At 63.1% G+C, this 20,249-nt stretch carries 21 protein-coding genes and 1 tRNA gene; 17 read left to right on the top strand and 5 right to left on the bottom strand.

What is annotated here, in order from left to right:
* Window positions 1-4: 4 nt before the first annotated feature.
* Both K4A76_RS09310 and K4A76_RS09305 read left to right on the top strand, forming a co-directional pair.
* Window positions 5-1,837 (top strand): SLC13 family permease, encoded by a 1,833-nt coding sequence (locus K4A76_RS09310; protein WP_274412012.1) that lies wholly within the window; start codon window positions 5-7, stop codon window positions 1,835-1,837.
* Window positions 1,838-1,971: 134 nt separating this feature from the next.
* A complete protein-coding gene (locus tag K4A76_RS09305) occupies window positions 1,972-3,393 on the top strand; it encodes a GGDEF domain-containing protein (protein ID WP_274412011.1) in 1,422 nt (473 codons plus the stop codon).
* Between the two features lies 1 nt (window position 3,394).
* Here K4A76_RS09305 and K4A76_RS09300 read toward each other — a convergent pair whose 3' ends face one another.
* Entirely contained in the window at window positions 3,395-4,156 is a 762-nt protein-coding gene (locus tag K4A76_RS09300) for a sulfite exporter TauE/SafE family protein (RefSeq protein ID WP_009682109.1), read from the bottom strand.
* Window positions 4,157-4,254: 98 nt separating this feature from the next.
* Here K4A76_RS09300 and K4A76_RS09295 point away from each other — a divergent pair, with 98 nt between their 5' ends.
* Window positions 4,255-5,160, top strand: a complete 906-nt coding sequence (locus tag K4A76_RS09295; RefSeq protein ID WP_274412010.1) for a LysR family transcriptional regulator — start codon at window positions 4,255-4,257, stop codon at window positions 5,158-5,160.
* Window positions 5,161-5,290: 130 nt separating this feature from the next.
* On the opposite strand, the gene K4A76_RS09290 is transcribed toward K4A76_RS09295, so the two are convergent.
* The gene (locus K4A76_RS09290) at window positions 5,291-5,485 is read right to left on the bottom strand and encodes a hypothetical protein (protein ID WP_029885002.1); all 195 of its coding nucleotides are present in this window, start codon (window positions 5,483-5,485) and stop codon (window positions 5,291-5,293) included.
* A gap of 410 nt (window positions 5,486-5,895) precedes the next feature.
* Window positions 5,896-6,249 (bottom strand): SH3 domain-containing protein, encoded by a 354-nt coding sequence (locus tag K4A76_RS09285; protein WP_274412009.1) that lies wholly within the window; start codon window positions 6,247-6,249, stop codon window positions 5,896-5,898.
* A gap of 495 nt (window positions 6,250-6,744) precedes the next feature.
* Between K4A76_RS09285 and K4A76_RS09280 the strand changes: the two genes are divergently transcribed.
* Window positions 6,745-6,930 carry a hypothetical protein gene (locus K4A76_RS09280; RefSeq protein WP_029885004.1) on the top strand — a complete coding sequence of 62 codons (186 nt, stop codon included), beginning with the start codon at window positions 6,745-6,747 and terminating at the stop codon, window positions 6,928-6,930.
* Window positions 6,931-7,136: 206 nt separating this feature from the next.
* The gene (locus tag K4A76_RS09275; protein WP_274412008.1) at window positions 7,137-8,354 is read left to right on the top strand and encodes an amidohydrolase family protein; all 1,218 of its coding nucleotides are present in this window, start codon (window positions 7,137-7,139) and stop codon (window positions 8,352-8,354) included.
* A gap of 25 nt (window positions 8,355-8,379) precedes the next feature.
* Here the strand turns inward: K4A76_RS09275 and K4A76_RS23870 are convergent, their stop codons facing one another.
* Window positions 8,380-9,030 (bottom strand): methyl-accepting chemotaxis protein, encoded by a 651-nt coding sequence (locus K4A76_RS23870; RefSeq protein WP_370593820.1) that lies wholly within the window; start codon window positions 9,028-9,030, stop codon window positions 8,380-8,382.
* Window positions 9,031-10,522: 1,492 nt separating this feature from the next.
* On the opposite strand from K4A76_RS23870, the gene K4A76_RS09265 reads away from it, so the two are divergent.
* The 4 genes from K4A76_RS09265 (at window position 10,523) to nhaA (ending at window position 13,817) form a co-directional block, all read left to right on the top strand.
* Complete coding sequence (locus K4A76_RS09265) at window positions 10,523-10,720, top strand: hypothetical protein (RefSeq protein WP_274412328.1); 198 nt, start codon at window positions 10,523-10,525, stop codon at window positions 10,718-10,720.
* Window positions 10,721-10,933: 213 nt separating this feature from the next.
* Window positions 10,934-11,629 carry a 3-oxoacid CoA-transferase subunit A gene (locus K4A76_RS09260; protein ID WP_009682100.1) on the top strand — a complete coding sequence of 232 codons (696 nt, stop codon included), beginning with the start codon at window positions 10,934-10,936 and terminating at the stop codon, window positions 11,627-11,629.
* 8 nt (window positions 11,630-11,637) lie between these two features.
* A complete protein-coding gene (locus tag K4A76_RS09255; protein WP_054913010.1) occupies window positions 11,638-12,279 on the top strand; it encodes a 3-oxoacid CoA-transferase subunit B in 642 nt (213 codons plus the stop codon).
* Window positions 12,280-12,455: 176 nt separating this feature from the next.
* Window positions 12,456-13,817: a Na+/H+ antiporter NhaA gene (gene nhaA, locus K4A76_RS09250; RefSeq protein ID WP_274412006.1), complete on the top strand. Its 1,362-nt coding sequence runs from the start codon at window positions 12,456-12,458 to the stop codon at window positions 13,815-13,817.
* 177 nt (window positions 13,818-13,994) lie between these two features.
* Here nhaA and K4A76_RS09245 read toward each other — a convergent pair.
* Window positions 13,995-14,082: transfer RNA gene (locus K4A76_RS09245), tRNA-Ser, on the bottom strand.
* Between the two features lie 132 nt (window positions 14,083-14,214).
* On the opposite strand from K4A76_RS09245, the gene K4A76_RS09240 reads away from it, so the two are divergent.
* The 8 genes from K4A76_RS09240 to K4A76_RS09205 all read left to right on the top strand — a co-directional run bounded on the left by K4A76_RS09240 (window position 14,215) and on the right by K4A76_RS09205 (window position 20,194).
* A complete protein-coding gene (locus tag K4A76_RS09240) occupies window positions 14,215-14,886 on the top strand; it encodes a Bax inhibitor-1/YccA family protein (RefSeq protein WP_003251184.1) in 672 nt (223 codons plus the stop codon).
* A gap of 250 nt (window positions 14,887-15,136) precedes the next feature.
* Window positions 15,137-16,516 (top strand): nucleobase:cation symporter-2 family protein, encoded by a 1,380-nt coding sequence (locus K4A76_RS09235; RefSeq protein ID WP_274412005.1) that lies wholly within the window; start codon window positions 15,137-15,139, stop codon window positions 16,514-16,516.
* Between the two features lie 230 nt (window positions 16,517-16,746).
* Window positions 16,747-17,139 (top strand): sulfurtransferase complex subunit TusD, encoded by a 393-nt coding sequence (gene tusD, locus K4A76_RS09230; RefSeq protein ID WP_274412004.1) that lies wholly within the window; start codon window positions 16,747-16,749, stop codon window positions 17,137-17,139.
* Between the two features lies 1 nt (window position 17,140).
* A complete protein-coding gene (tusC, locus tag K4A76_RS09225; RefSeq protein WP_009682095.1) occupies window positions 17,141-17,500 on the top strand; it encodes a sulfurtransferase complex subunit TusC in 360 nt (119 codons plus the stop codon).
* Window positions 17,500-17,796: a sulfurtransferase complex subunit TusB gene (gene tusB / locus K4A76_RS09220; protein ID WP_009682094.1), complete on the top strand. Its 297-nt coding sequence runs from the start codon at window positions 17,500-17,502 to the stop codon at window positions 17,794-17,796. The genes tusC and tusB overlap by 1 nt, the downstream gene beginning before the upstream one ends.
* On the top strand, window positions 17,793-18,128 hold the full coding sequence (locus K4A76_RS09215; protein WP_009682093.1) for a TusE/DsrC/DsvC family sulfur relay protein: 336 nt from the start codon (window positions 17,793-17,795) through the stop codon (window positions 18,126-18,128). Before tusB ends, K4A76_RS09215 begins: the two co-directional genes overlap by 4 nt.
* Window positions 18,125-19,141 (top strand): glycosyl transferase family protein, encoded by a 1,017-nt coding sequence (locus tag K4A76_RS09210; RefSeq protein ID WP_054881909.1) that lies wholly within the window; start codon window positions 18,125-18,127, stop codon window positions 19,139-19,141. The genes K4A76_RS09215 and K4A76_RS09210 overlap by 4 nt, the downstream gene beginning before the upstream one ends.
* 93 nt (window positions 19,142-19,234) lie before the next feature.
* Window positions 19,235-20,194, top strand: a complete 960-nt coding sequence (locus K4A76_RS09205; protein ID WP_274412003.1) for a glutathione S-transferase family protein — start codon at window positions 19,235-19,237, stop codon at window positions 20,192-20,194.
* Window positions 20,195-20,249: the final 55 nt, after the last annotated feature.

Raw genomic sequence — 20,249 nt, 5'->3', positions numbered from 1 at the left:
CCCCATGAACCAAGAGTTGCTTTGGGTGCTTGGCCTGCTGGCCATCGTCATTGTCCTGTTCGTCATCAACCGCCCACGCATGGACGTGGTTGCGCTGATGGTGATCCTTGCCCTGCCGCTGCTGGGCATCCTCAGCGTGGAGCAGGCACTGGCCGGCTTCAGCGACCCCAATGTGGTGCTGATCGCCGCCTTGTTCGTGATCGGCGAGGGCTTGGTCCGCACCGGCATTGCCTACCGCATTGGCGAGTGGATGAGCGAGCGGGCCGGCAACAGCGAGACGCGCCTGCTGGTGCTGCTGATGGTGGCGGTAGCCGGCCTGGGCTCTATCATGAGTTCCACAGGCGTGGTCGCCATTTTCATCCCGGTGGTGCTGAGCATTGCCGCGCGCCTGCAGCTCTCGCCCAGCCGCCTGATGATGCCGCTGGCCTTCGCCGGCCTGATCAGCGGCATGCTCAGCCTGGTCGCCACGCCACCCAACGTAGTGGTGCACAGCGAGCTGGTACGCCATGGCCACGCCGGCTTCAGCTTCTTCAGTTTCACCCCCTTCGGCCTGGTGGTGCTGGTGCTGGGTGTCGGCTACATGCTACTGACCCGCAACTGGCTCAATGGCGAAGTGCGCAAGGACGGCCGCGTGGAAAGCCGCCGCACCCTGCTGGACCTGGTACTGGACTACAAGCTCAACGGGCGCGAGCGGCGCCTGCGTATTCGCCCACACTCGCCGCTGATCGGCCATACCCTTGGCGAACTGAAACTGCGTACGCGGCATGGCGCCAACGTGATCGGTATCGAGCGCCAGCACAAGTTCACCACCCGGGTCATCACCGCCGATTCCAACACGGTGCTGCACCAGGGCGACGTGCTGCTGCTCGACCTGTTCGCCAACCATGACAACCTGCGTAGCCTGTGCCAGACCATGCAACTGGAGCCCCTGCACTTCAAGGCGGCTTATTTCATCGACCAATCCCAGGAACTGGGCATGGCCGAGGTGTCGCTGCCGCCTGGCTCGCAGCTGATCGGTAAAAGCATCCTTGAACTGGCGTTTCGTACCCGCTATGACCTCAACGTGGTCGGCCTGCGCCGCGAGCAAGCGGCGATTGAAGACCAGTTGGTAGAAGAAAAGCTGCGCCTTGGCGACACCCTGCTGGTGGTCGGCCCGTGGAAGGCTGTGCGCCTGCTGCAGGGCAAACCCAAGGACTTCCTGGTACTGAGCCTGCCTGCAGAGATCGACCAGGTAGCACCAGCCCGCACTCGCGCACCGCAGGCGTTGCTGAGCCTGGCAGTCATGGTGGGGCTGATGGTCAGCGGCGTGGTACCCAATGTCATCGCCGCGCTGATCGGCTGCCTGCTGATGGGCGCAGGCCGTTGCATCGACATGAACAGCGCCTACCGCGCCATCCACTGGCAGAGCCTGGTGCTGATCGTGGGCATGCTGCCATTTGCCCAGGCACTGCAGAAAACCGGCGGCATCGACCTGGCCGTGGGCGGCCTGGTCAGCGTGCTGGGCGGAGCCGGCCCCAGTGCCATTCTGGCCTGCCTGTTTGCGGTTACCGCGGTGATCGGCCTGTTCATCTCCAACACCGCCACGGCCGTGCTGATGGCACCCGTTGCGGTCAGCACGGCGGCGCAGCTGGGCATGTCGCCCTACCCGTTTGCCATGACCGTGGCGCTGGCTGCATCGGCGGCGTTCATGACGCCTGTGTCTTCGCCGGTCAACACCTTGGTGCTGGGCCCGGGCCAATACCGCTTCGCCGATTTCGTCAAGATCGGTGTGCCGTTCACCGTACTGGTGATGCTGGTCACCGTGCTGATGGTGCCGTGGTTCTTCGGCCTGCAGTAAAAACGCCAAGCAGTAGCGGCAATTTGGCATTATTACGACCGGCCGCGGCAGATTGACATCAACTGCCATGACGAAACACACTGCCGAGCAAAGTCCCAGGTGCTACAAGGCGTTGTCCTGGATTTCGTCTCCGCTTGCCGGTCGAGCCCATGGTTTTCCCAGCCCCATCGCGCCTGTTGCCCTACGTTGCTCTGCTATGCCTGACCTTCGGCCTTACCTTGGGCGGCATTCTTGCGCGCCCGATCGAGTCCCTGTCATTGTTCTGGCCTGTGAATGCGGTACTGGCCGGCGTGTTGCTGCGGCACCCGCGCCAAGCCACGCTGGCCGGCTTCAGCCTGGTGTGGCTGGCCATGGTCGGCGCCGACATGCTGTGCGGCAGCGCCTGGCTGCCCGCACTGTGGTTCAACCTGTGCAACCTGGGTGTCGTGGTCACTCTCTGGCTGCTACTGTCGCGCCTGCCCCGTGTGCACCGGCGCTTGCGCACCCCCCAGGGTGTACTCAGCGTGTTCGCCGCCTGTGCCGCCGGCGCCGTGGTCGCGGCCAGCATGGCAGCAGCCATGGCCGCGCCCTGGTTTGAACAGTCCCTTGGCGCCACCTGGCGGGCGTGGTTCAGCGAACAGTTCTCGACCAGCGTGCTGATCCTGCCCGTGCTGCTCACTGCACCCTCGATGCGAGCCCTTATACGCGGTGGCACGCAGCCTGTACGGCTGGCACCGCTGCTGGGGCTGCTGGCCTCACTGGCGTTCAGCATTGCCTTCGGCGGCCCTGGCGCCATCGCCTTCCCCATCGCCGCACTGCTGTGGTGTGCCTGGACCTACTCGCCGTTTCTGGTGTCGCTGCTGGCGCTTACCGCCGGGAGTACGCTGATCGTGGCCGTGGCACAAAACCTCATGCATTTCAGCGTGCCGCAAAGTGCGCCGGGGGTGACGACACTGTTGTCCGCTCGCCTGGGCATTGCCATGCTGGTGCTCGGGCCGCTGGTGGTGGCCTGCGTCAGCCAGGCCAACCGCAGCCTCATGGCCCGCCTGGCCCACCAGGCTACCATCGACCACCTCACCGGCGCGCTCTCCCGCAGCGCCTTCACCCGCCGCGCCAACGCGCTGCTGGACAGCCGGCAGCAGGCCCAGGCACTGCCACTGACCCTGATGATGCTGGACATCGACCATTTCAAGTCGATCAACGACGCCCATGGCCATGCCGTGGGCGACCAGGTGTTGCGCCAGTTCGCCGGCGCCCTGCAAGACCAGTTGCACAACAATGAACTGTTTGCCCGCCTGGGCGGCGAGGAGTTCGTCGTGGTGATGCCAGGCCTTGCGCCCGAGCGGGCCACGTTCACCGCCGAACGGCTGCGCCGTGCGGTGCAGGATCTGCACGTGGTCCAGGGCGACAAATGCCTGCAAATTACGGTCAGCATTGGCGTGGCCGGCTGCGAAGCGCACATGCCGTCACCCAGCCTGGACCTGCTGCTGGCCAGCGCCGACCAGGCGCTGTACCGGGCCAAGGCCCACGGCCGCAACTGTGTGGTGCATGCAGAACCGCAGCGCCAGGTGGTGTGAGTCAGCCGACGAACACATCCCACGACAGCTTGGCGATCAGCACGCACAACAGCACCAGGAACAGCCCGCGAACGAAGCCCGCGCCCTTGCGCACGGCCAGCCAGGTGCCGGTCAACGCGCCAAGGATATTGCACAGGGCCATGGGCAGGGCAATGGCGTACAGCACGTTGCCCGACGGCACGAAAAACACCAGCGCCGCCAGGTTGGTGGCAATGTTCACGACCTTGGCCGAGGCCGATGCGTGCAGGAAATCCAGGGCGAAGAAGCGGATGAACAGGAAGATCAGGAAGCTGCCGGTGCCAGGGCCGAACAGGCCATCGTAGAAACCGATCGCCCCACCGATCAGCACTGCCAGGCATTGCTCCTTGCGGCCGATCCGGGCCGGTTTGTGCAGGGTGCCGAAGTCTTTTTTGCAGAACGTGTACACCGCCATCAGCACGATCAGCACCAACACCGCCGGGCGCATTACCCCCGGCGGCAGCAGCGACACCGTGGCGGCACCGGCGAACGACATGACAAAGGCGCTGACCGCCGCTGGCACGATCAAGCCCCAGTCCAACGTGACCTTGCGGATGAACGAACGCGCTGCGAAGGCCGTGCCACACACCGAAGCCAGCTTGTTGCTGCCTAGCAATGCCGCCGGTTGCGCGGTGGGTAGCACGTTGAACAACGCGGGGATCTGGATCAAGCCGCCGCCGCCCACGGCCGCATCGATCAGGCCGGCGGCAAAGGCGAATACAGAAAGTACAGCGATATCCATCATGACGCGGTTCCAGGCAGTGGGTACAGGTGCAAGGCTAACCAAAAGGGCGTGGCTGTGTTGAAATGCCATATTGCGAAAACTGCAACAAGGAGCAGCGCATGGCATTGGACATGCTGCGGGAAATTCAGGCGTTCGTCAGCGTCGCGCACAAGCGCAGCTTTGTCGCCGCGGCCCGGGCGTTAGGGCGTTCGCCCAGCGCGGTTACACGCGCGGTACAAACCCTGGAAGACAACGCCGGGAGCAAGTTGCTGAACCGCAACGCCAATGCGGTCACCCTGACCGCAGCGGGCGAACGCTTGCTGCCGCACGCCGAGCGCTTGCTGGATGTGCAACGCGATGCAGCCGACGAACTGGCTGCGCTCAGCGGGAACGCACAAGGCTGGATCCGCTTCGCCGTGCCGCAACTGCTGGCCGAACACCTGTTGCCCCAGGTGCTCGCGGATTTTTCCCGTCGCCACCCCCAAGTCACGCTGGATGTGCAGTACAGCGACGAAGCGCTCGACCCACTGCTGGGCAAGTTGGATTTTGCAGTACGCGGCGCCTTCCCGCAGTCCAGCGAACTGATCGGCTACCCGCTTTGGCCCTACCAGCGGCACTTGTATGCGAGCCCGGCGTACCTGGCCATGGCCGGAACGCCGGCGCATCCCGAACAGCTGGAAGGCCACTCGCTGATCCTGCATACCGCACCGCGCATCCTCAAAGCCTGGCACTTTTGCCGCGATGGCCAGATCACCAGCGTGCGGCCCAGGCCGCGGTTGCGCCTGGCCTCGGGCACTGCGGTGTACCACGGCGCCCTGGCGGGTGCCGGTATCGCACGCCTGGCAGCCTGGGTAGGCGAGGCGCAGGTCAAGGCCGGGCGCCTGGTGCGGGTATGCGCGCCATACCGCCTGACCTCCAGCACTGGCCAGGACCCGCAGATGCACGCGGTATACCCGGCTGGCGAGCTGCCCGCCCGGGTGCGCGACTTGCTGATAGCGCTGCGCCAGGCCGGCCGGGCGCCATGAACAGCCCTTCGAAAAGGCTGTTCAATTTCTGCTCAATTTAACAGAGCCCGCCACCGGCATGGCTTACAGCACTTTATCCACAGACCTACCCACGTTTTTTGTGGACAGATTTCCCAACGCAAAGAATGACTTATCCCACACCCAGCAATGCCGCATTGGCCAGCTTTACCAGCTCGATCCACTCTGACGTGCTGATATCCCCAGCCTGCTCCAGCGCTTGTGCATTGCGCAGCGCCTGCTCGTAACCCTGCTCATCCAACGTGCCCTCGGCGAGGAAACGGCTACGCCACTCCAGGGCGGCGCAGGCGCCTTTCTTGCATTCCATTAATGTGTCGACTCCCAGCGGAAAAGGCCGACCCGAATGAGCGGCGGCGGGAGACTACACGAGGTATTAATGCTTGAAAATGCCATGCAGCGACCGCTGGTCCAGCGATGCTGACGAAGGGAATAGTGGCCATTTGCCAGGAAATTGGGCCCGAGCTTGAAGTAGACGGGCCGCGCAGAAAAAACCGATCACCCTCAGCTTGGCGGAATGGTGCCAAGCAGACCGATCAGAATAGTGAGTAGCAGAAAACCCCCTAGGAACAGCGCCAGCTTGCCCATTGGAACCTCGACAGTTGTGAAGCGGGAATGGGCGTATTGTCGGGCCTGGGCTGATACGGTTACAGATTCAGGTTGGCGCAAAAAAAGCGTATCAGATGCAGCGCATGGCACGTGGCAGCGCTGGGGCGCCCCTCAGCCCAATTGCTGAAGCTTCTCTGCCGGTAACCAGCCCAGCTCGCCGTTGCCATGGCGCCGACACCAGAGCCACCCATTGAGCGGCCGCACCATCTGCACCAGTTGCCCCGGGTCGGCGTCCAGTTCGTGCGCACAGTAATGATCGAGCGCCCGCCCCTGGCAAACGCTGAGCCGTTCAATCAGCTGCGCGGGCACCCAGCCGGGCTCCTGGCCGGTGCAACTGCACAAATACCAGTCCTGCCAGCCAGGCTCGCCTTCATAGCGCGGGCCAATCTCCAGCAAAGTGCCTTTGGCAAAGCGGATAGGCCGCGGGTACTCACTGCGGTGGGGTTCGATCACAACGTAGTGCATGGGCCTCTCCTTGGCCGGGAAACCTTCGCGCCAGGCTCAGGCGGCAGATACCGCCCGTCATCGGCGCATGTATGGGGCGACAACGGCAATGATACATACCAAATGCCACGGTGTTTCCTGCGGCATGCAGAGCATTGTGACAGTTCCTGTTTTGCAGAAGTTGCACCGGTCCGGGGTAGGTCCCGCGCAGGTCGCTGAAGGCCCGGCACCTGCTGGCTGTGCAAGGTAAGTGCAACATAACATTTCCAAAGCTGATCGAGCCCTGCGCAGCGGGCCTGCCGAGGGAGAACCGGCCCAACCCAGCGGATACCGGATGCCAGACGGCACGTGGCGACATATACAGAAATGCATCTTGTAGGAAACTTTACCGCTCAATGTAGGAAATACCGCGAACACCAGATTTTCCTGTATGAAACATCAGTTTCTAGAGGTAATTCGAGCTGCTACGGTCCATGTTTCCTACAACGGCACGGAAGCCCACAGTGTGAGAAGCCCATGGACCCTTTCAACGCTTCGGCCCTGAAACTGCAGAAAAACCTGCTGAACCTGCGCATTGAGCGGGACCGCCTGAGAAGTGCGGGCAAGCACCAGGAAGCTGATCAACTTGCCCAGTCTGTCGCGCAACTGGAGGCGGCTCTGCAGCAGTTGCCAGATGACCTCAAACCAAACACCTTGCAGTAAGAATACCCACGCGGTGCCCCCAGCCGGTGAAGCCTGCCGGGCTGAAAAGCGCCGCCTGGGGGCCCGCACAACGATCCCCTGCGGCCGGCTGACGCTGCCCCGCATCCACAATTCCACTGGCCTTGATCCTGATAATTAATTGGAGGCAAGCGCTCATCCGCCTTACCGTGGCAAGCCACCAAGCCCCAGTAGAAAAGGCCAGTTCCATGAACGACCGTGAGTTCATCAATGCCATCGATGCCGATGGCCTGCCCCTGCACATTGCTGTCAGCAACGGCCGCATCAGCCATATTGGCGCGCAGCGCGCCGGCACCCCGGCCCGCGAAACGATCGACCTGGAAGGCTTGCTGGTATTGCCGGGTTTCGTTGATGGCCACATTCACCTGGACAAGAGCTTCGTGGGTGATCGCTGGCGCCCGCACCAACCTGTCGCCAGCCTGCGCGAGCGCCTGGCCGTGGAAAAACGTGAGCTGGCGAGCGCACCGCCCATCATCGAGCGCGCCGACGCGCTGATGCGTCAGGCAGCTGCGTACGGCACCTTGGCCATGCGTTGCCATGTGGACGTGGACGCCACCACCGGCCTGAGTCACCTGCACGCCATGCTCGAAGCCCGGGACAACTGGAAACACCTGCTCGACATCGAGCTGGTGGCCTTCCCCCAGGCCGGCGTGGTCACCTGCCCTGGCACCGCCCAAGTCATGGAGGCCGCTATCGGCGAAGGGGCTCAGGTGGTTGGCGGCATCGACCCCACCACCTTGGACGGCGACGCTGACGCCCAGCTGGATATCATCTTCGGCATCGCTGAGCGGCACGGCGTTAAAGTCGATATCCACCTGCATGAACCCGGCGATATCTGCATCGCCCAACTTCAGCGCATTGCCGCGCGCACCCAGGCCCTGGGCATGCAAGGCCTGGTTGCGGTCAGCCACGCCTACGGCCTGGGCGACGTCACCGACGCGGTGGTCGACCACACCGCCGAGGCGTTGGCGGGCGCAGGTATCTCGATCATGACCAATGCCCCGGGCGACCGCGCCTTTCCGCCGGTGCTACGCTTGCGCGCCGGGGGTGTGCAGGTGTTCACCGGCAACGACAACATCCAGGATGCCTGGTGGCCGTATGGCAATGGCGACATGCTGCAGCGGGCGATGCTGGTCGGTTACCGCTCGGGGTTCAACACCGACGAAGAGCTGCGGGTGGCGCTGCAGATGGCGACCGAGGCCAGTGCCGCGGTCATGGGCAAGCAGGATTACGGCCTGCACCTGGGTAACGAGGCCAGCTTCGTGTTGTTGAGGGCGCCCAATGCGGCGGCCGCGGTGGCGGCTGCCATTCATGAACGGGTGATCGTCCGCCACGGCGCGTTCTGGGGCGGGCCTGCACAGGTGCACCTGCAGGCTGGCCAGTTCGCTGCCGAACTGCGGCGCTGACAACAGCCCTGGCCGGCGTCGGCACTCAAGCGGCAGCCGCCCGTTTGCCCTCTTCGCTGGTCTCGAACTGCCCGACCAGCTTCTGCAACTTGCCGGCATCCACCCGCACCTTCTGCGCACTGCTCTGCAACACCACCGCGGTCTGGCGCATCTCGTGGGAAGACTGGTTGACCTGCTCGATGGTCTTGCCATATTCCAGGCTGCGCCGGTTGAGCTGCTGGATGATCGCGAACATACCCTCCACCGCCTGGTGCAGTTGCACGTTTTCGGACGAGGCGTCCTCGGCCAGGCGCAGGCTGCTGTCCACGTCCTGCACGCCCCGCTCCATGAAACTCACGGCCTGACGGGTCTCACCCTGCAGGCTCTCGACCATGGTGCGTATGTCATCGGCAGCCCGCGCCGTTCGCGCCGCCAGGCTGCGCACTTCGTCGGCCACCACGGCAAAGCCACGGCCGTGCTCGCCAGCGCGCGCCGCCTCGATCGCAGCATTGAGCGCCAACAGGTTGGTCTGGTTGGTAATGTCACTGATCAACCCGGTGATGTTGTCGATCTCGACCATGCGGCTGTCAAGGCGTTGCACACTGGACGACGAGCGCGCCACCACGTCGCGGATCGACTGCGTACCGGCCTGCACCGCCTGGAACTGCTCGCGGGCGCGGGTGACCACTTCGTCCATGGCCTGCTTCATCTGCTCGGCGCTGACCGAGGCCTGCTGCAATTCGCCCAACTGCTCTTCCATGATGATCATCATCTGATGCACGGCCTCGGCCACGTCAGCCGAAGTGACGCTGGCATCCTGGCTACGGCCCAGCATCATCTGGTTGGTGACGCCCACCGTGTGGCTGGCTTTGACCACCTGCCCTACCACTGCATCCAGGCGGTCGATGAAGCTGTTGATCCAGCGGGCCATGTCGCCGCTTTCATCGTTACCCACCGTGTGGGTATCCAGCCGCTGGCGCAGGTTGCCCTCACCCTCGGCGATGGTCCGCAGCACATTGCTCATGCCATTGAGGCGCGCCGCCACACGGCGCGGCCCGAGCATGCCGAACAGCACCGCGGCGGCGAGCATGGCCAAGGCTTCGACCACCTCGTTCAGGCCCTGCGGCAGGCCAGCGTAGTGCTGCACCAGGTAGTTGCAACCGAACAGGCCGACCATCGTCGCAAGGTAGGGCTTCATCAAGCCATAACTGAGCGAGCGGCGCCGGTACACCTCCTCGAGGTCTGCCTCGCACATCATTCCCCAGCGGTCCGGCGAGCCCGGCAGCTGGAAGGTCACGCCCTTGCCCACCACTGGCACATGACGGTAGTCGGAATACCCGGGGTAGGTAACGAACACGTTGGCGCCGCAACGGATGGTTTCGCGCACCCCCGGGTGCAGCTCGCGGGTGGATGGGTCGGTGAAACGCAGCTCCAGCTCGGTATGGCGCTGCACCTGCACGGTGCCCCACGCCGTGTGAACGCCGTTTTTCAGGTTCTCGCCGTGGGTGAAGGTGGCATCTTCGAAACGCGAGCGCGACAACGCCGTACCCGGCTGGATCGTCGGGTCGAAGCGCGACTGCGCCATGAACAGGTAGTTGTCACCCGATTCGGCGTAAATATGCCCGGCCTCGCGCTGGATCAGATCGCCCAGCACATCGTTGGGTACGCGACCACAGAGGCAACCCACGACGTTGCCGGTAACCTTCACAGGCTGGTAGAACATCAGGGTTACCTCATCGTGAAAGCGCGAAGAGGACGGGCCGATGCTCAAGGTCAGCGGGTCGCAATAGGGGCCGTGCAGAAATGGCGCCTTCAGCCCCTGCGCCAGCGCACGGGTGTGCTCGATGGGCGCTGTTGCCCGTTGCCGCCAGGTCGAGGCAAGCACCTTGCCAGTGGGGTCGACGACGAACAGCTCGGAGAAGTCCTCGGCCTGGGCCAGCTTGTCCTGCAATTGCGCGCTGCCCAGCCGGTCAAAGCCGGGGGCCAGTTGCTCGGCCAGCTCGGCCAGGTGCTCCCATTGTTCGTGCGCCCAGTCCTGCAGCAAACGGACGCGGGTCTGGGCAATGGCCTCGAAGGTTTGCTCGATTTGCGGATAATTTGCCCGGTTCAAGTGGCATGCCCAGCCCATGCTGAACTTGCCGGTTCTGCCAAACCAGGGCAGCCAGCCCTTCTCTTGGGATGACAACTGCATGGAAGCACTGGAAAGCGACATTATCTTCACCATAAGCGACATCGAATGGCAATTTGATAGCAAGTCGCAGGCCAATAGAGGCATCGGGGTAGAATCACGGTTTACCGCAGCACGCCGCCCGCTAAGGGTGCAAAAACACACCAGTCAGGTGGCGGGTTGCACCATGCAGGGGCAAAGGGAGGCGCCAAGCCCCTGAGCGCACGCGACTGCACCGCCGTTCGGGGTGCTCGCAGATCGCACAACAGTTCGATAATCGCACGAATTCCGCCAAACCCCCTCTACTGTAGCCCTGTCTTGCGGCACGCTATGGCCAAAGTCAGCAAGCAATTGCACATGCTGACAGGCCCATCGCTTTACAGGCGCCGGCCAGCCCGACAACTCCAACTCCAGGAACAACCAGGAGCTCGCCTTGATCAATAAAACGTACGAGTCCATCGCCAGCGCGGTGGAAGGGATCACCGACGGATCGACCATCATGGTCGGTGGCTTCGGCACTGCCGGCATGCCGTCCGAGCTGATCGATGGCCTGATCGCCACCGGCGCCCGCGACCTCACCATCATCAGCAACAACGCCGGTAACGGCGAGATCGGCCTGGCAGCCTTGCTGATGGCCGGCTGCGTGCGCAAGGTGATCTGCTCGTTCCCGCGCCAGTCCGACTCGTACGTGTTCGACGAACTGTACCGCGCCGGCAAGATCGAACTGGAGGTGGTACCCCAGGGCAACCTGGCCGAGCGTATCCGCGCAGCGGGCTCGGGCATTGGTGCGTTCTTCTCGCCGACCGGCTACGGCACGCTGCTGGCCGAAGGCAAGGAAACCCGTGAAATCGACGGCCGCATGTACGTGCTGGAAATGCCGCTGCACGCCGACTTTGCGCTGATCAAGGCGCACAAAGGCGACCGTTGGGGCAACCTGGTCTACCGCAAGGCGGCGCGCAACTTCGGCCCGATCATGGCCATGGCCGCCAAGACGGCCATCGCCCAGGTCGACCAGGTTGTCGAACTGGGTGAACTGGACCCGGAACACATCATCACCCCGGGTATCTTCGTCCAGCGCGTTGTAGCCGTCACCGGCACCAGCGCTGCTTCGCTTGCCACCGCTGAATGAGGCCTGCCATGACCATCACCAAAAAGCTCTCCCGCACCGAGATGGCCCAGCGCGTGGCCGCAGACATTCAGGAAGGTGCCTACGTAAACCTCGGCATCGGCGCACCGACCCTGGTGGCCAATTACCTGGGTGACAAGGAAGTATTCCTGCACAGCGAAAACGGTCTGCTGGGCATGGGCCCTAGCCCGGCCCCGGGCGAAGAAGACGATGACCTGATCAATGCCGGCAAGCAGCACGTGACGCTGTTGACCGGTGGCGCTTTCTTCCACCATGCCGACTCGTTCTCGATGATGCGCGGTGGCCACCTGGACATCGCGGTACTGGGTGCCTTCCAGGTTTCGGTCAAGGGCGACCTGGCCAACTGGCACACCGGCGCCGAGGGTTCGATCCCGGCGGTAGGCGGCGCGATGGACCTGGCCACCGGCGCGCGCCAGGTGTTCGTGATGATGGACCACCTGACCAAGACAGGCGAAAGCAAGCTGGTGCCTGAATGCACCTACCCGCTGACTGGTATTGGTTGCGTCAGCCGTATCTACACCGACCTGGCAGTGCTGGAAGTTACGCCTGATGGGTTGAAAGTGATCGAAATATGCGCAGACATCGACTTCGATGAACTGCAGAAACTCAGCGGTGTGCCACTGATCCAGTGATCGAGCGCAGGCGCCCGCTGTACAGGCAGCCCCGCGGCAAATGATCGATAACCGCATTCGGGTTCATCTGAACGCGGTTATTGGGTAGACTAGCGCCCGGGTGTCTGCTGCATGGTGCAGTGAGGCAGGTTAAAGAACAGCGCAGGTCGGGCCGCCATGCGGGAGTACTTGCGCCTATGCCTAAAACAGATTTGCCTCGCGCCCAGAAACTAGCCGAGCGCGCCTTCGCCAGCCTTCAACGCTTTTTGCACATCGAAGCAGTCAGTGGCATCGTGCTGTTGGTTGCCGCTATCGCCGCCCTTGTCTGGGCAAATTCCCCTGCCGCCGACAGTTATGAAGCCCTCTGGCACGCCCCGATAACGTTCGGCGTGGGCTCGCACGTGTATGCGCAGTCGCTGCATTTCTGGGTCAATGATGGGCTGATGACCATCTTTTTCCTGGTGGTGGGCATGGAGATCCGCCGCGAAATCCACGAGGGTGCCCTGGCCAGCCTGCGCCAGGCCATGCTGCCCATGGCCGCTGCGGTCGGCGGCGTAGCCGCACCGGCGCTTCTCTACCTCGGTATCGTTCATTCGCCAGCCGACCAACAGGGTTGGGCAGTGCCAACGGCCACCGATATCGCTTTTGCGGTAGGCGTCTTGGCCCTGCTGGGCAAGTCGATTCCGTCCAACGTACGTGTGTTTCTGCTTGCCCTGGCGATCATCGATGACATTATCGCTGTGCTGATCATCGCGGTCTTCTACTCGGGCGGCCTCGACTACAGCGGTTTCGGCGTCGCGGCGATCGGCCTGCTGATGGTAATCGCGCTGCAGAAGATTGGTGTGGGGTCGGCCTACGCCTATATCGTGCCCGGTGCGATCGTTTGGCTGGGCATCCTGTTGACCGGTGCCCACCCGACCCTCGCCGGCGTTGTGCTCGGGCTGATGACCCCGGTAGCCGCCATGCCGATGCGTGAGCGCCCTCTGGATGCCATTAGCCGCTTCACCAACGAGTTGCTGGGCCGCGCCAAGGCGCCAGAGCGCGATGCCAGCGAACTCATCGACCCACTGAAACGCCTGCGCCTGGCCCAGCGCGAACTACTGCCCCCGGTGGTGCGGATGCAAGGCACGCTGCACCCTTGGGTAGCCTACGGCATCATGCCAGTGTTTGCCCTGGCCAATGCCGGGGTCAGCCTGGCTGGGGTCGACCTGTCCGCAGCGGGCCCACAATGGGTCATGATCGCCGTGGTAATCGCCTTGGTCGCAGGCAAGCCCTTGGGCATCATCAGCGTCAGCTGGTTGATGGTACGCCTGGGCTGGTGCGCGCTCCCCGCCGGGGTGAACTGGCGCAGCATCACGCTGGTGGGCCTGTTGGCCGGTATCGGTTTCACCATGTCGATCTTCATCGCCAACCTGGCGTTCGTCGACCCCGGCTCACTGGGGGCAGCCAAACTTGGCGTGCTATCGGCCTCGGTGATCGCGGCGGTGTTGGGGCTGACCTGGGGCGTATGTAGCGTGCGCCGTGCAGCCCCTGCAGGCAACCTGGGTTCGTCAACCTAGCAGCGCCTGCACCGGGCCGCTTTGCCGGGCTGGCCGGGGCTGAAAAATGCCCTGGCCAGCCCGGCGGCCCTTTGCAATCTACAGGAGCAACCGGCGCCGCTGATGCTGGCATGAGCATGAGGCGAAAAACCATCGCCCACAAAAAAGCCCCATTTTCAGGGGCTTTGATGAAGAATATGGCGGAAGCGTAGAGATTCGAACTCTAGGATAGTTGCCCATCGACGGTTTTCAAGACCGTTGCCTTAAACCACTCGGCCACGCTTCCAGCTCGTTTGCGGCCGCCATAATACCGTAATGAAACAAGCTGTCAAACTCTCTGTGTCGCGGGTTGCAATGGCTCTGGTAGACTCCCAGCATCTGAACGTTCGAAACCACAGGTTTACCAAGGAGTGTCGCCATGCGCGAACAGGATTATGCCGTACATCACGGCCAGCAGGTCGAGCAGCAGGAGATCAGCAAGGTCCTGCGCAACACGTACAGTCTGCTGGCGCTCACCCTCGCCTTCAGCGGCGTCATGGCCTTCGTTGCCCAGCAAATGCGTGTCGGCTACCCGAACGTGTTCGTGGTGCTGATCGGCTTCTACGGGCTGTTCTTCCTGACCAACAAGCTGCGTGATTCGGCCTGGGGCCTGGTCTCCACCTTCGCCCTTACCGGCTTCATGGGCTTCATTCTCGGCCCAATCCTCAACCGCTACCTGGGCATGGCCGGTGGTGCCGAGGTTGTCAGCTCGGCATTTGCCATGACTGCCCTGGTGTTCGGTGGTCTGTCGGCTTACGTACTGATTACCCGCAAGGACATGAGCTTCCTCAGTGGCTTCATCACTGCCGGCTTCTTCGTGCTGCTGGGTGCGGTCGTGGCCAGCTTCTTCTTCCAGATCAGCGGCCTGCAACTGGCGATCAGCGCCGGCTTCGTGCTGTTCTCGTCGGTGTGCATCCTGTTCCAGACCAGCGCGATCATTCACGGTGGTGAGCGGAACTACATCATGGCCACCATCAGCCTGTATGTGTCCATCTACAACCTGTTCGTCAGCCTGCTCCAGCTGTTTGGCATCATGGGGCGTGATGACTGATTGTTGTAGATTGTGAGAAAGCCCGCTTCGGCGGGCTTTTTTGTGGGTGTGGGAAAGGCATGCCGGTGGCCGTCTTGAGCATGAGTTAACCGGCGCGGCAGTGCACATTCGCGGCGGGCGGTTTTTGACTGAAAAGTCAGGTAATTGGGCATAGGGTCGCCGATCATGTCGGCATCGTGCTTTGCTCTACCGCAATCTGCCTTCACCCCGTAGAATGCGCTCCTTTTTTCTTCAGGGGCAGCTTTCAGCCATGAGCACACATGAACACAGCCCAGCAGCATCGGCCCCCGCCAATGAGCTGGTGCTTGGCCTCGAGGACAAGCCTCGGCTGCTGATCGGGCTGCTGGCGGCGCTGCAACACCTGCTGGCGATCATCGTGCCGATCGTGACGCCCGGGCTGTTGATCTGCCAGGCGCTGGGGGTGTCCGCGCGGGACACCAACCTGATCGTCTCCATGTCGCTGGTAATCTCCGGTATCGCCACATTCGTGCAGTGCAAGCGCTTCGGGCCGTTTGGCGCCGGGTTGCTAATCGTGCAGGGCACCAGCTTCAACTTCGTGGGCCCGCTGATTGCCGGGGGTGCGCTGATGGTCAAGCAAGGCACGCCGGTCGAAGGTGTGATGGCCGCCATCTTTGGCGTGGTCATCGCTGGCTCGTTCGTCGAAATGGGCGTTTCGCGCATCCTGCCCTTCGTCAAACGCCTGATCACCCCGCTGGTCACCGGCATTGTCGTGCTGATGATCGGCCTGACGCTGATCAAGGTCGGCCTGATCAGCATGGGTGGCGGCTTCGGCGCCATGGCCAATGGCACCTTCGCCAATGGCGAGAACCTGCTGTTGTCGGGTGTGGTGCTGGCCATTATCGTGATCCTCAACCGTATTCCGGTGGTGTGGATGCGCAGCTGTGCCATCGTTATTGCCCTGACGGTCGGCTATGCGCTGGCGGGCTATATGGGCCGCCTGGACTTCACCGGTATGCATGAGGCCGCGCTGTTTCAGGTGCCGACGCCGCTGCACTTCGGCCTGAGCTTCTCGTGGGCGCTGTTCATTCCGATGCTGGTGATCTACCTGGTGACGTCGCTGGAAGCCATTGGTGACGTGACCGCCACCAGCAAGGTGTCGCGCCAGCCAGTCGAAGGCCCGGTGTGGATGCAGCGGATCAAGGGTGGTGTGCTGGTCAACGGCGCCAACTCGTTGTTGGCGGGCTTGTTCAACACGTTCCCGAGTTCGATCTTTGCGCAGAATAACGGCGTGATTCAGCTAACCGGTATTGCCAGCCGCCATATCGGCATGTGGATTGCCGTAATGCTGGTGATATTGGGGCTGTTCCCCAGTGTTGCCGGGGTGATTCAGGCGGTGCCAGAACCGGTGCTGGGGGGTGCGGCAATGGTCATGTTTGGCGCGGTTGCAGCCTCGGGCATCAATATTCTGGCCAGCACCCGCCTGGACCGCCGTGCGCTGCTGATCATCGCCGTGTCGTTGGCGCTGGGCCTGGGTGTGGCGCAGGTGCCGGAGTTCCTGGCGCATATGCCGGCGGCGGTGCGCAATGTGCTGGAGTCGGGGGTGGCGACCGGTGGCATCTGTGCCCTGGTGCTGAACTGGTTCCTGCCGGAGAGCAAGGAACAGGCTTGAGGCCTGTTCCCTTCTGACAGGGCCTTGCGCAAGCCCTGTAGGAGCGGCCTTGTGTCGCGAATGGGCTGCGAAGCAGCCCAGCAATTTTTGCATTTACGCTGAAGCCCCGGGGCTGCTTTGCAGCCCATTCGCGACACAAGGCCGCTCCTACCAAAGCCCGCGCCCGCACGCACAAGCGGGCGCGGGCTTTTTTGCTTTATCATGGCGGTATTCCTTTGCATGAGTTACCCATGAAATTCGCTATCGCGGTGTTCTCCCCGGCCCATGCGCCCTCCTCGCGGCGCGCCTTGCGCTATGCCGAGGCGGTGCTGGCCGGCGGGCATGATATTGCCCGGCTGTTCTTCTATCAGGACGGGGTACACAGTGCCTCGGCCAACGTGGTCGCGCCCCAGGATGAAGTGGACGTGGCCGCGCAGTGGCGTGCCTTTATCGAGACCCACCAGCTGGATGCCGTGGTGTGCATCGCCGCCGCCTTGCGCCGTGGCGTGCTCGACGAGGCCGAGGCCAACCGCTATCAACGCCCGGCCGTGAACCTGCCCAAGCCATGGGAGTTGTCCGGCCTGGGGCAACTGCACGAGGCCGCGCAAGTCGCCGACCGCCTTGTCTGTTTTGGAGGCGACTGAAATGGCCAAATCCTTGTTGATCATCAGCCGCCAGGCGCCGTGGAACGGCCCATCTGCCCGCGAGGCGCTGGACATCGCCCTGGCCGGTGGCGCGTTCGACCTGCCGCTAGGCATGCTGTTCCTCGACGATGGCGTGTTCCAGCTGGCGCCAAACCAGCAACCTGCCGCCGTGCAACATAAGAACCTGGCCGCCAACCTGCAGGCGTTGCCGATGTTCGGCGTCGAAGAACTGTTCGCCTGCAACCACAGCCTCACCCGCCGTGGCCTGGCCGCCGACAGCCTGGCACTGCCAGTGCAAGTGCTGGATGACGCGGCACTGACCGCACTGATCGCCCGTTTCGACCAGGTGGTAACGCTCTGATGACGACCCTGCACGTAATTGCCCACTCCCCGTTCGGCGACGAGCGCCTGGCCAGTTGCCTGCGCCTGCTGGGCGCCAACGACGCCCTGCTGCTGTGCGGCGATGCGGTGTACGCCCTGCGCAGCGGCAGCGAAGCGTACCGCCAGTTGCAAGCCGCCAGCCTGGCCCAGCGCCTGTTCGCCCTGGACGAAGACCTGCAAGCCCGCGCGGTCGGCAACGACCTGGCCAAGGCCGTGGACTACGCCGGGTTCGTCGAACTGTCGCTGCACTACGACAAGGTCAACAGCTGGTTATGAATACCCTCACCGTTGCCGATCAGGCGATCGCCCTGGACAAGGACGGCTTCCTGGTCGACCTGCAAGACTGGTCCCATGCAGCCGCCGAGGCCCTTGCCGAGCGCGAGGGCATTGCCCTGACCGCGGACCACTGGGAAATCCTCGAACTGCTGCGACAGTTCTACCAGGAGTACCAGCTGTCCCCGGCCACCCGCCCACTGATCAAGTACACCGCCCTGAAGCTGGGCGCGGACAAGGGCAATAGCCCGCACCTGAACCGCCTGTTCAATGGCACCCCCGCCAAACTTGCCGCCAAGCTGGCGGGCCTGCCCAAGCCGACCAATTGCATATGACCCTGCCACCCTTCAATCAAGCCCGCCCGCTGACCCTGGAAACTCCGGCCGAACACCCGTTCGCTGAATTCGTGCGCATTCTTGGCAAAGGCAAGCGCGGCGCGCGCGGCCTTACCCGCGAGGAAGCCAGGGCTGCCATGACCCTGCTGCTGGAAGGCAAGGTCGAGGACACCCAGCTGGGCGCCTTCCTGATGCTGCTGCGGCACAAGGAAGAAAGCGCCGAAGAGCTGGCCGGCTTCACCGAAGCGCTACGCGGCCACCTGCAAGCCCCGCGCATTGCCGTTGACCTGGACTGGCCAACCTACGCTGGCAAGAAGCGCCACTTACCCTGGTACCTGCTGGCCGCCAAATGCCTGGCCGGCAATGGTATTCGCATCCTGATGCATGGCGGCGGTGCACACACAGCCGGGCGCCTGTATACCGAGCAGCTGCTCGGCCTGTTGCATATCCCCCTGTGCCGCGACTGGGCAGCGGTCGACACCGCGCTGGGCCAGCATCAGCTGGCGTTTTTCCCTTTGCACGACTGGGCGCCGCAACTGCAGCGCATGATCGACCTGCGCAACACCCTGGGCCTGCGCTCACCCATCCACTCCCTGGCGCGGGTGCTCAACCCGCTGGGCGCGCGTTGCGGCCTGCAAAGCATCTTCCACCCCGGTTACCAGGCGGTACACCGGGAGGCCAGCCGCCTGCTGGGCGACCATGCCGTGGTGATCAAGGGCGATGGCGGCGAGATCGAGGTCAACCCGGACGTCATCAGCCACCTCTACGGCACCACTGCCGGCGTAGCCTGGGATGAAGAATGGCCGGCGCTCAGCGAGCGCCGTCACGTCAAACCCGCCACGCTGCAACCGGAGCATTTGCTCGCCTTCTGGCGTGGTGAAGTGCAAGACAGCTACGGCGAGAAAGCGCTGATCGCGACCATGGCCTTGGCACTGCGTGGCCTGGAGCAGACCCGGGAACAGGCCTTCACCAATGCGCAGGCCTATTGGGACAACCGTGATAGATCGATTTAGTCGATAACACCACCCCGATCTTTGCGCTATTTCTTCGAACGATCTGGCCTAGACTGGGCTCCAACGACAAACCCTTTGTTCCAGGAGCTCACCATGGGCCTTTTGATCGACGGCCGCTGGCATGATCAGTGGTATGAAAACGGCAAGGACGGCACCTTCAAACGCGAAAACGCCCAGCGCCGCCATTCGTTGCCTGCCCCCGAAGCCGGCCGTTACCACCTGTACGTGTCGCTGGCCTGCCCTTGGGCCCACCGCACGTTGATCTTCCGCGCCATCAAAGGCCTGGCGCCGTTGATCGACGTTTCGGTAGTGAGCTGGCTGATGCAAGACCATGGCTGGACCTTCGACCAGCAACAAGGCTCCAGCGGCGATCACCTCGATGCACTGCAGTACCTGCATCAGCGTTATACCCAGGACGACCCGTACTACACCGGCCGGGTGACAGTACCCGTGCTGTGGGACAAGAAAGAGCAACGCATCGTCAACAATGAGTCGGCTGAGATCATTCGCATTTTCAACAGCGCGTTCAACGCGTTGACCGGCAACACCCTCGACCTGTACCCAGCGCCGCTGCGCCCGGCTATCGAGGCGCTGAATGAACGTATCTATCCGGCGGTGAACAACGGCGTCTATCGCGCCGGCTTCGCGACTACGCAGGAGGCCTACGAGGCGGCGTTCGATGACGTGTTCAACGAGCTGGATTACCTGGAAGAGCTTTTAGGCCGCAATCGCTACCTGGCGGGCGAATACCTGACTGAAGCCGATGTGCGCCTGTTCACCACGCTGGTGCGCTTCGACGCTGTGTATCACGGGCACTTCAAGTGCAACCTGCGGCGCCTCAGCGATTATCACAACCTGTCGAACTGGCTGCGTGAGCTGTACCAGTGGCCGGGGGTGGCGGGGACTGTAGATATGGAGCATATCCAGAAGCACTATTACATGAGCCACAAGACCATCAACCCGAACGGGATCGTGCCTAAGGGGCCGTTGCAGGATTTCAACCAGCTGCATGATCGGGAGCGGTTGGTGGGTAAAGGGATTTGGCAGGGTTGAGGCACTGGGGGCTGCTTTGCAGCCCATCGCGACACAAGGCCGCTCCTACAGGGTG

This window comes from Pseudomonas sp. NEEL19 (genome assembly GCF_028751975.1).
Taxonomy (GTDB): Bacteria; Pseudomonadota; Gammaproteobacteria; order Pseudomonadales; family Pseudomonadaceae; genus Aquipseudomonas; species Aquipseudomonas juntendi.
Note: the sequence above shows the minus strand (reverse complement) of the source record. Positions and strands in the feature narration are given on the sequence as shown.

Bases quoted from the DNA above. Each gene is read 5' to 3' on its own strand.
- K4A76_RS09310 (WP_274412012.1), top strand. From the start codon at position 5: ATGAACCAAGAGTTGCTTTGGGTGCTTGGCCTGCTGGCCATCGTCATT.
- K4A76_RS09300 (WP_009682109.1), bottom strand. From the start codon at position 4,156: ATGATGGATATCGCTGTACTTTCTGTATTCGCCTTTGCCGCCGGCCTG.
- K4A76_RS09295 (WP_274412010.1), top strand. From the start codon at position 4,255: ATGGCATTGGACATGCTGCGGGAAATTCAGGCGTTCGTCAGCGTCGCG.
- K4A76_RS09290 (WP_029885002.1), bottom strand. From the start codon at position 5,485: ATGGAATGCAAGAAAGGCGCCTGCGCCGCCCTGGAGTGGCGTAGCCGT.
- K4A76_RS09285 (WP_274412009.1), bottom strand. From the start codon at position 6,249: ATGCACTACGTTGTGATCGAACCCCACCGCAGTGAGTACCCGCGGCCT.
- K4A76_RS09280 (WP_029885004.1), top strand. From the start codon at position 6,745: ATGGACCCTTTCAACGCTTCGGCCCTGAAACTGCAGAAAAACCTGCTG.
- K4A76_RS09275 (WP_274412008.1), top strand. From the start codon at position 7,137: ATGAACGACCGTGAGTTCATCAATGCCATCGATGCCGATGGCCTGCCC.
- K4A76_RS23870 (WP_370593820.1), bottom strand. From the start codon at position 9,030: ATGGACGAAGTGGTCACCCGCGCCCGCGAGCAGTTCCAGGCGGTGCAG.
- K4A76_RS09265 (WP_274412328.1), top strand. From the start codon at position 10,523: ATGGAAGCACTGGAAAGCGACATTATCTTCACCATAAGCGACATCGAA.
- K4A76_RS09255 (WP_054913010.1), top strand. From the start codon at position 11,638: ATGACCATCACCAAAAAGCTCTCCCGCACCGAGATGGCCCAGCGCGTG.
- nhaA (WP_274412006.1), top strand. From the start codon at position 12,456: ATGCCTAAAACAGATTTGCCTCGCGCCCAGAAACTAGCCGAGCGCGCC.
- K4A76_RS09240 (WP_003251184.1), top strand. From the start codon at position 14,215: ATGCGCGAACAGGATTATGCCGTACATCACGGCCAGCAGGTCGAGCAG.
- K4A76_RS09235 (WP_274412005.1), top strand. From the start codon at position 15,137: ATGAGCACACATGAACACAGCCCAGCAGCATCGGCCCCCGCCAATGAG.
- tusD (WP_274412004.1), top strand. From the start codon at position 16,747: ATGAAATTCGCTATCGCGGTGTTCTCCCCGGCCCATGCGCCCTCCTCG.
- tusC (WP_009682095.1), top strand. From the start codon at position 17,141: ATGGCCAAATCCTTGTTGATCATCAGCCGCCAGGCGCCGTGGAACGGC.
- tusB (WP_009682094.1), top strand. From the start codon at position 17,500: ATGACGACCCTGCACGTAATTGCCCACTCCCCGTTCGGCGACGAGCGC.
- K4A76_RS09215 (WP_009682093.1), top strand. From the start codon at position 17,793: ATGAATACCCTCACCGTTGCCGATCAGGCGATCGCCCTGGACAAGGAC.
- K4A76_RS09210 (WP_054881909.1), top strand. From the start codon at position 18,125: ATGACCCTGCCACCCTTCAATCAAGCCCGCCCGCTGACCCTGGAAACT.
- K4A76_RS09205 (WP_274412003.1), top strand. From the start codon at position 19,235: ATGGGCCTTTTGATCGACGGCCGCTGGCATGATCAGTGGTATGAAAAC.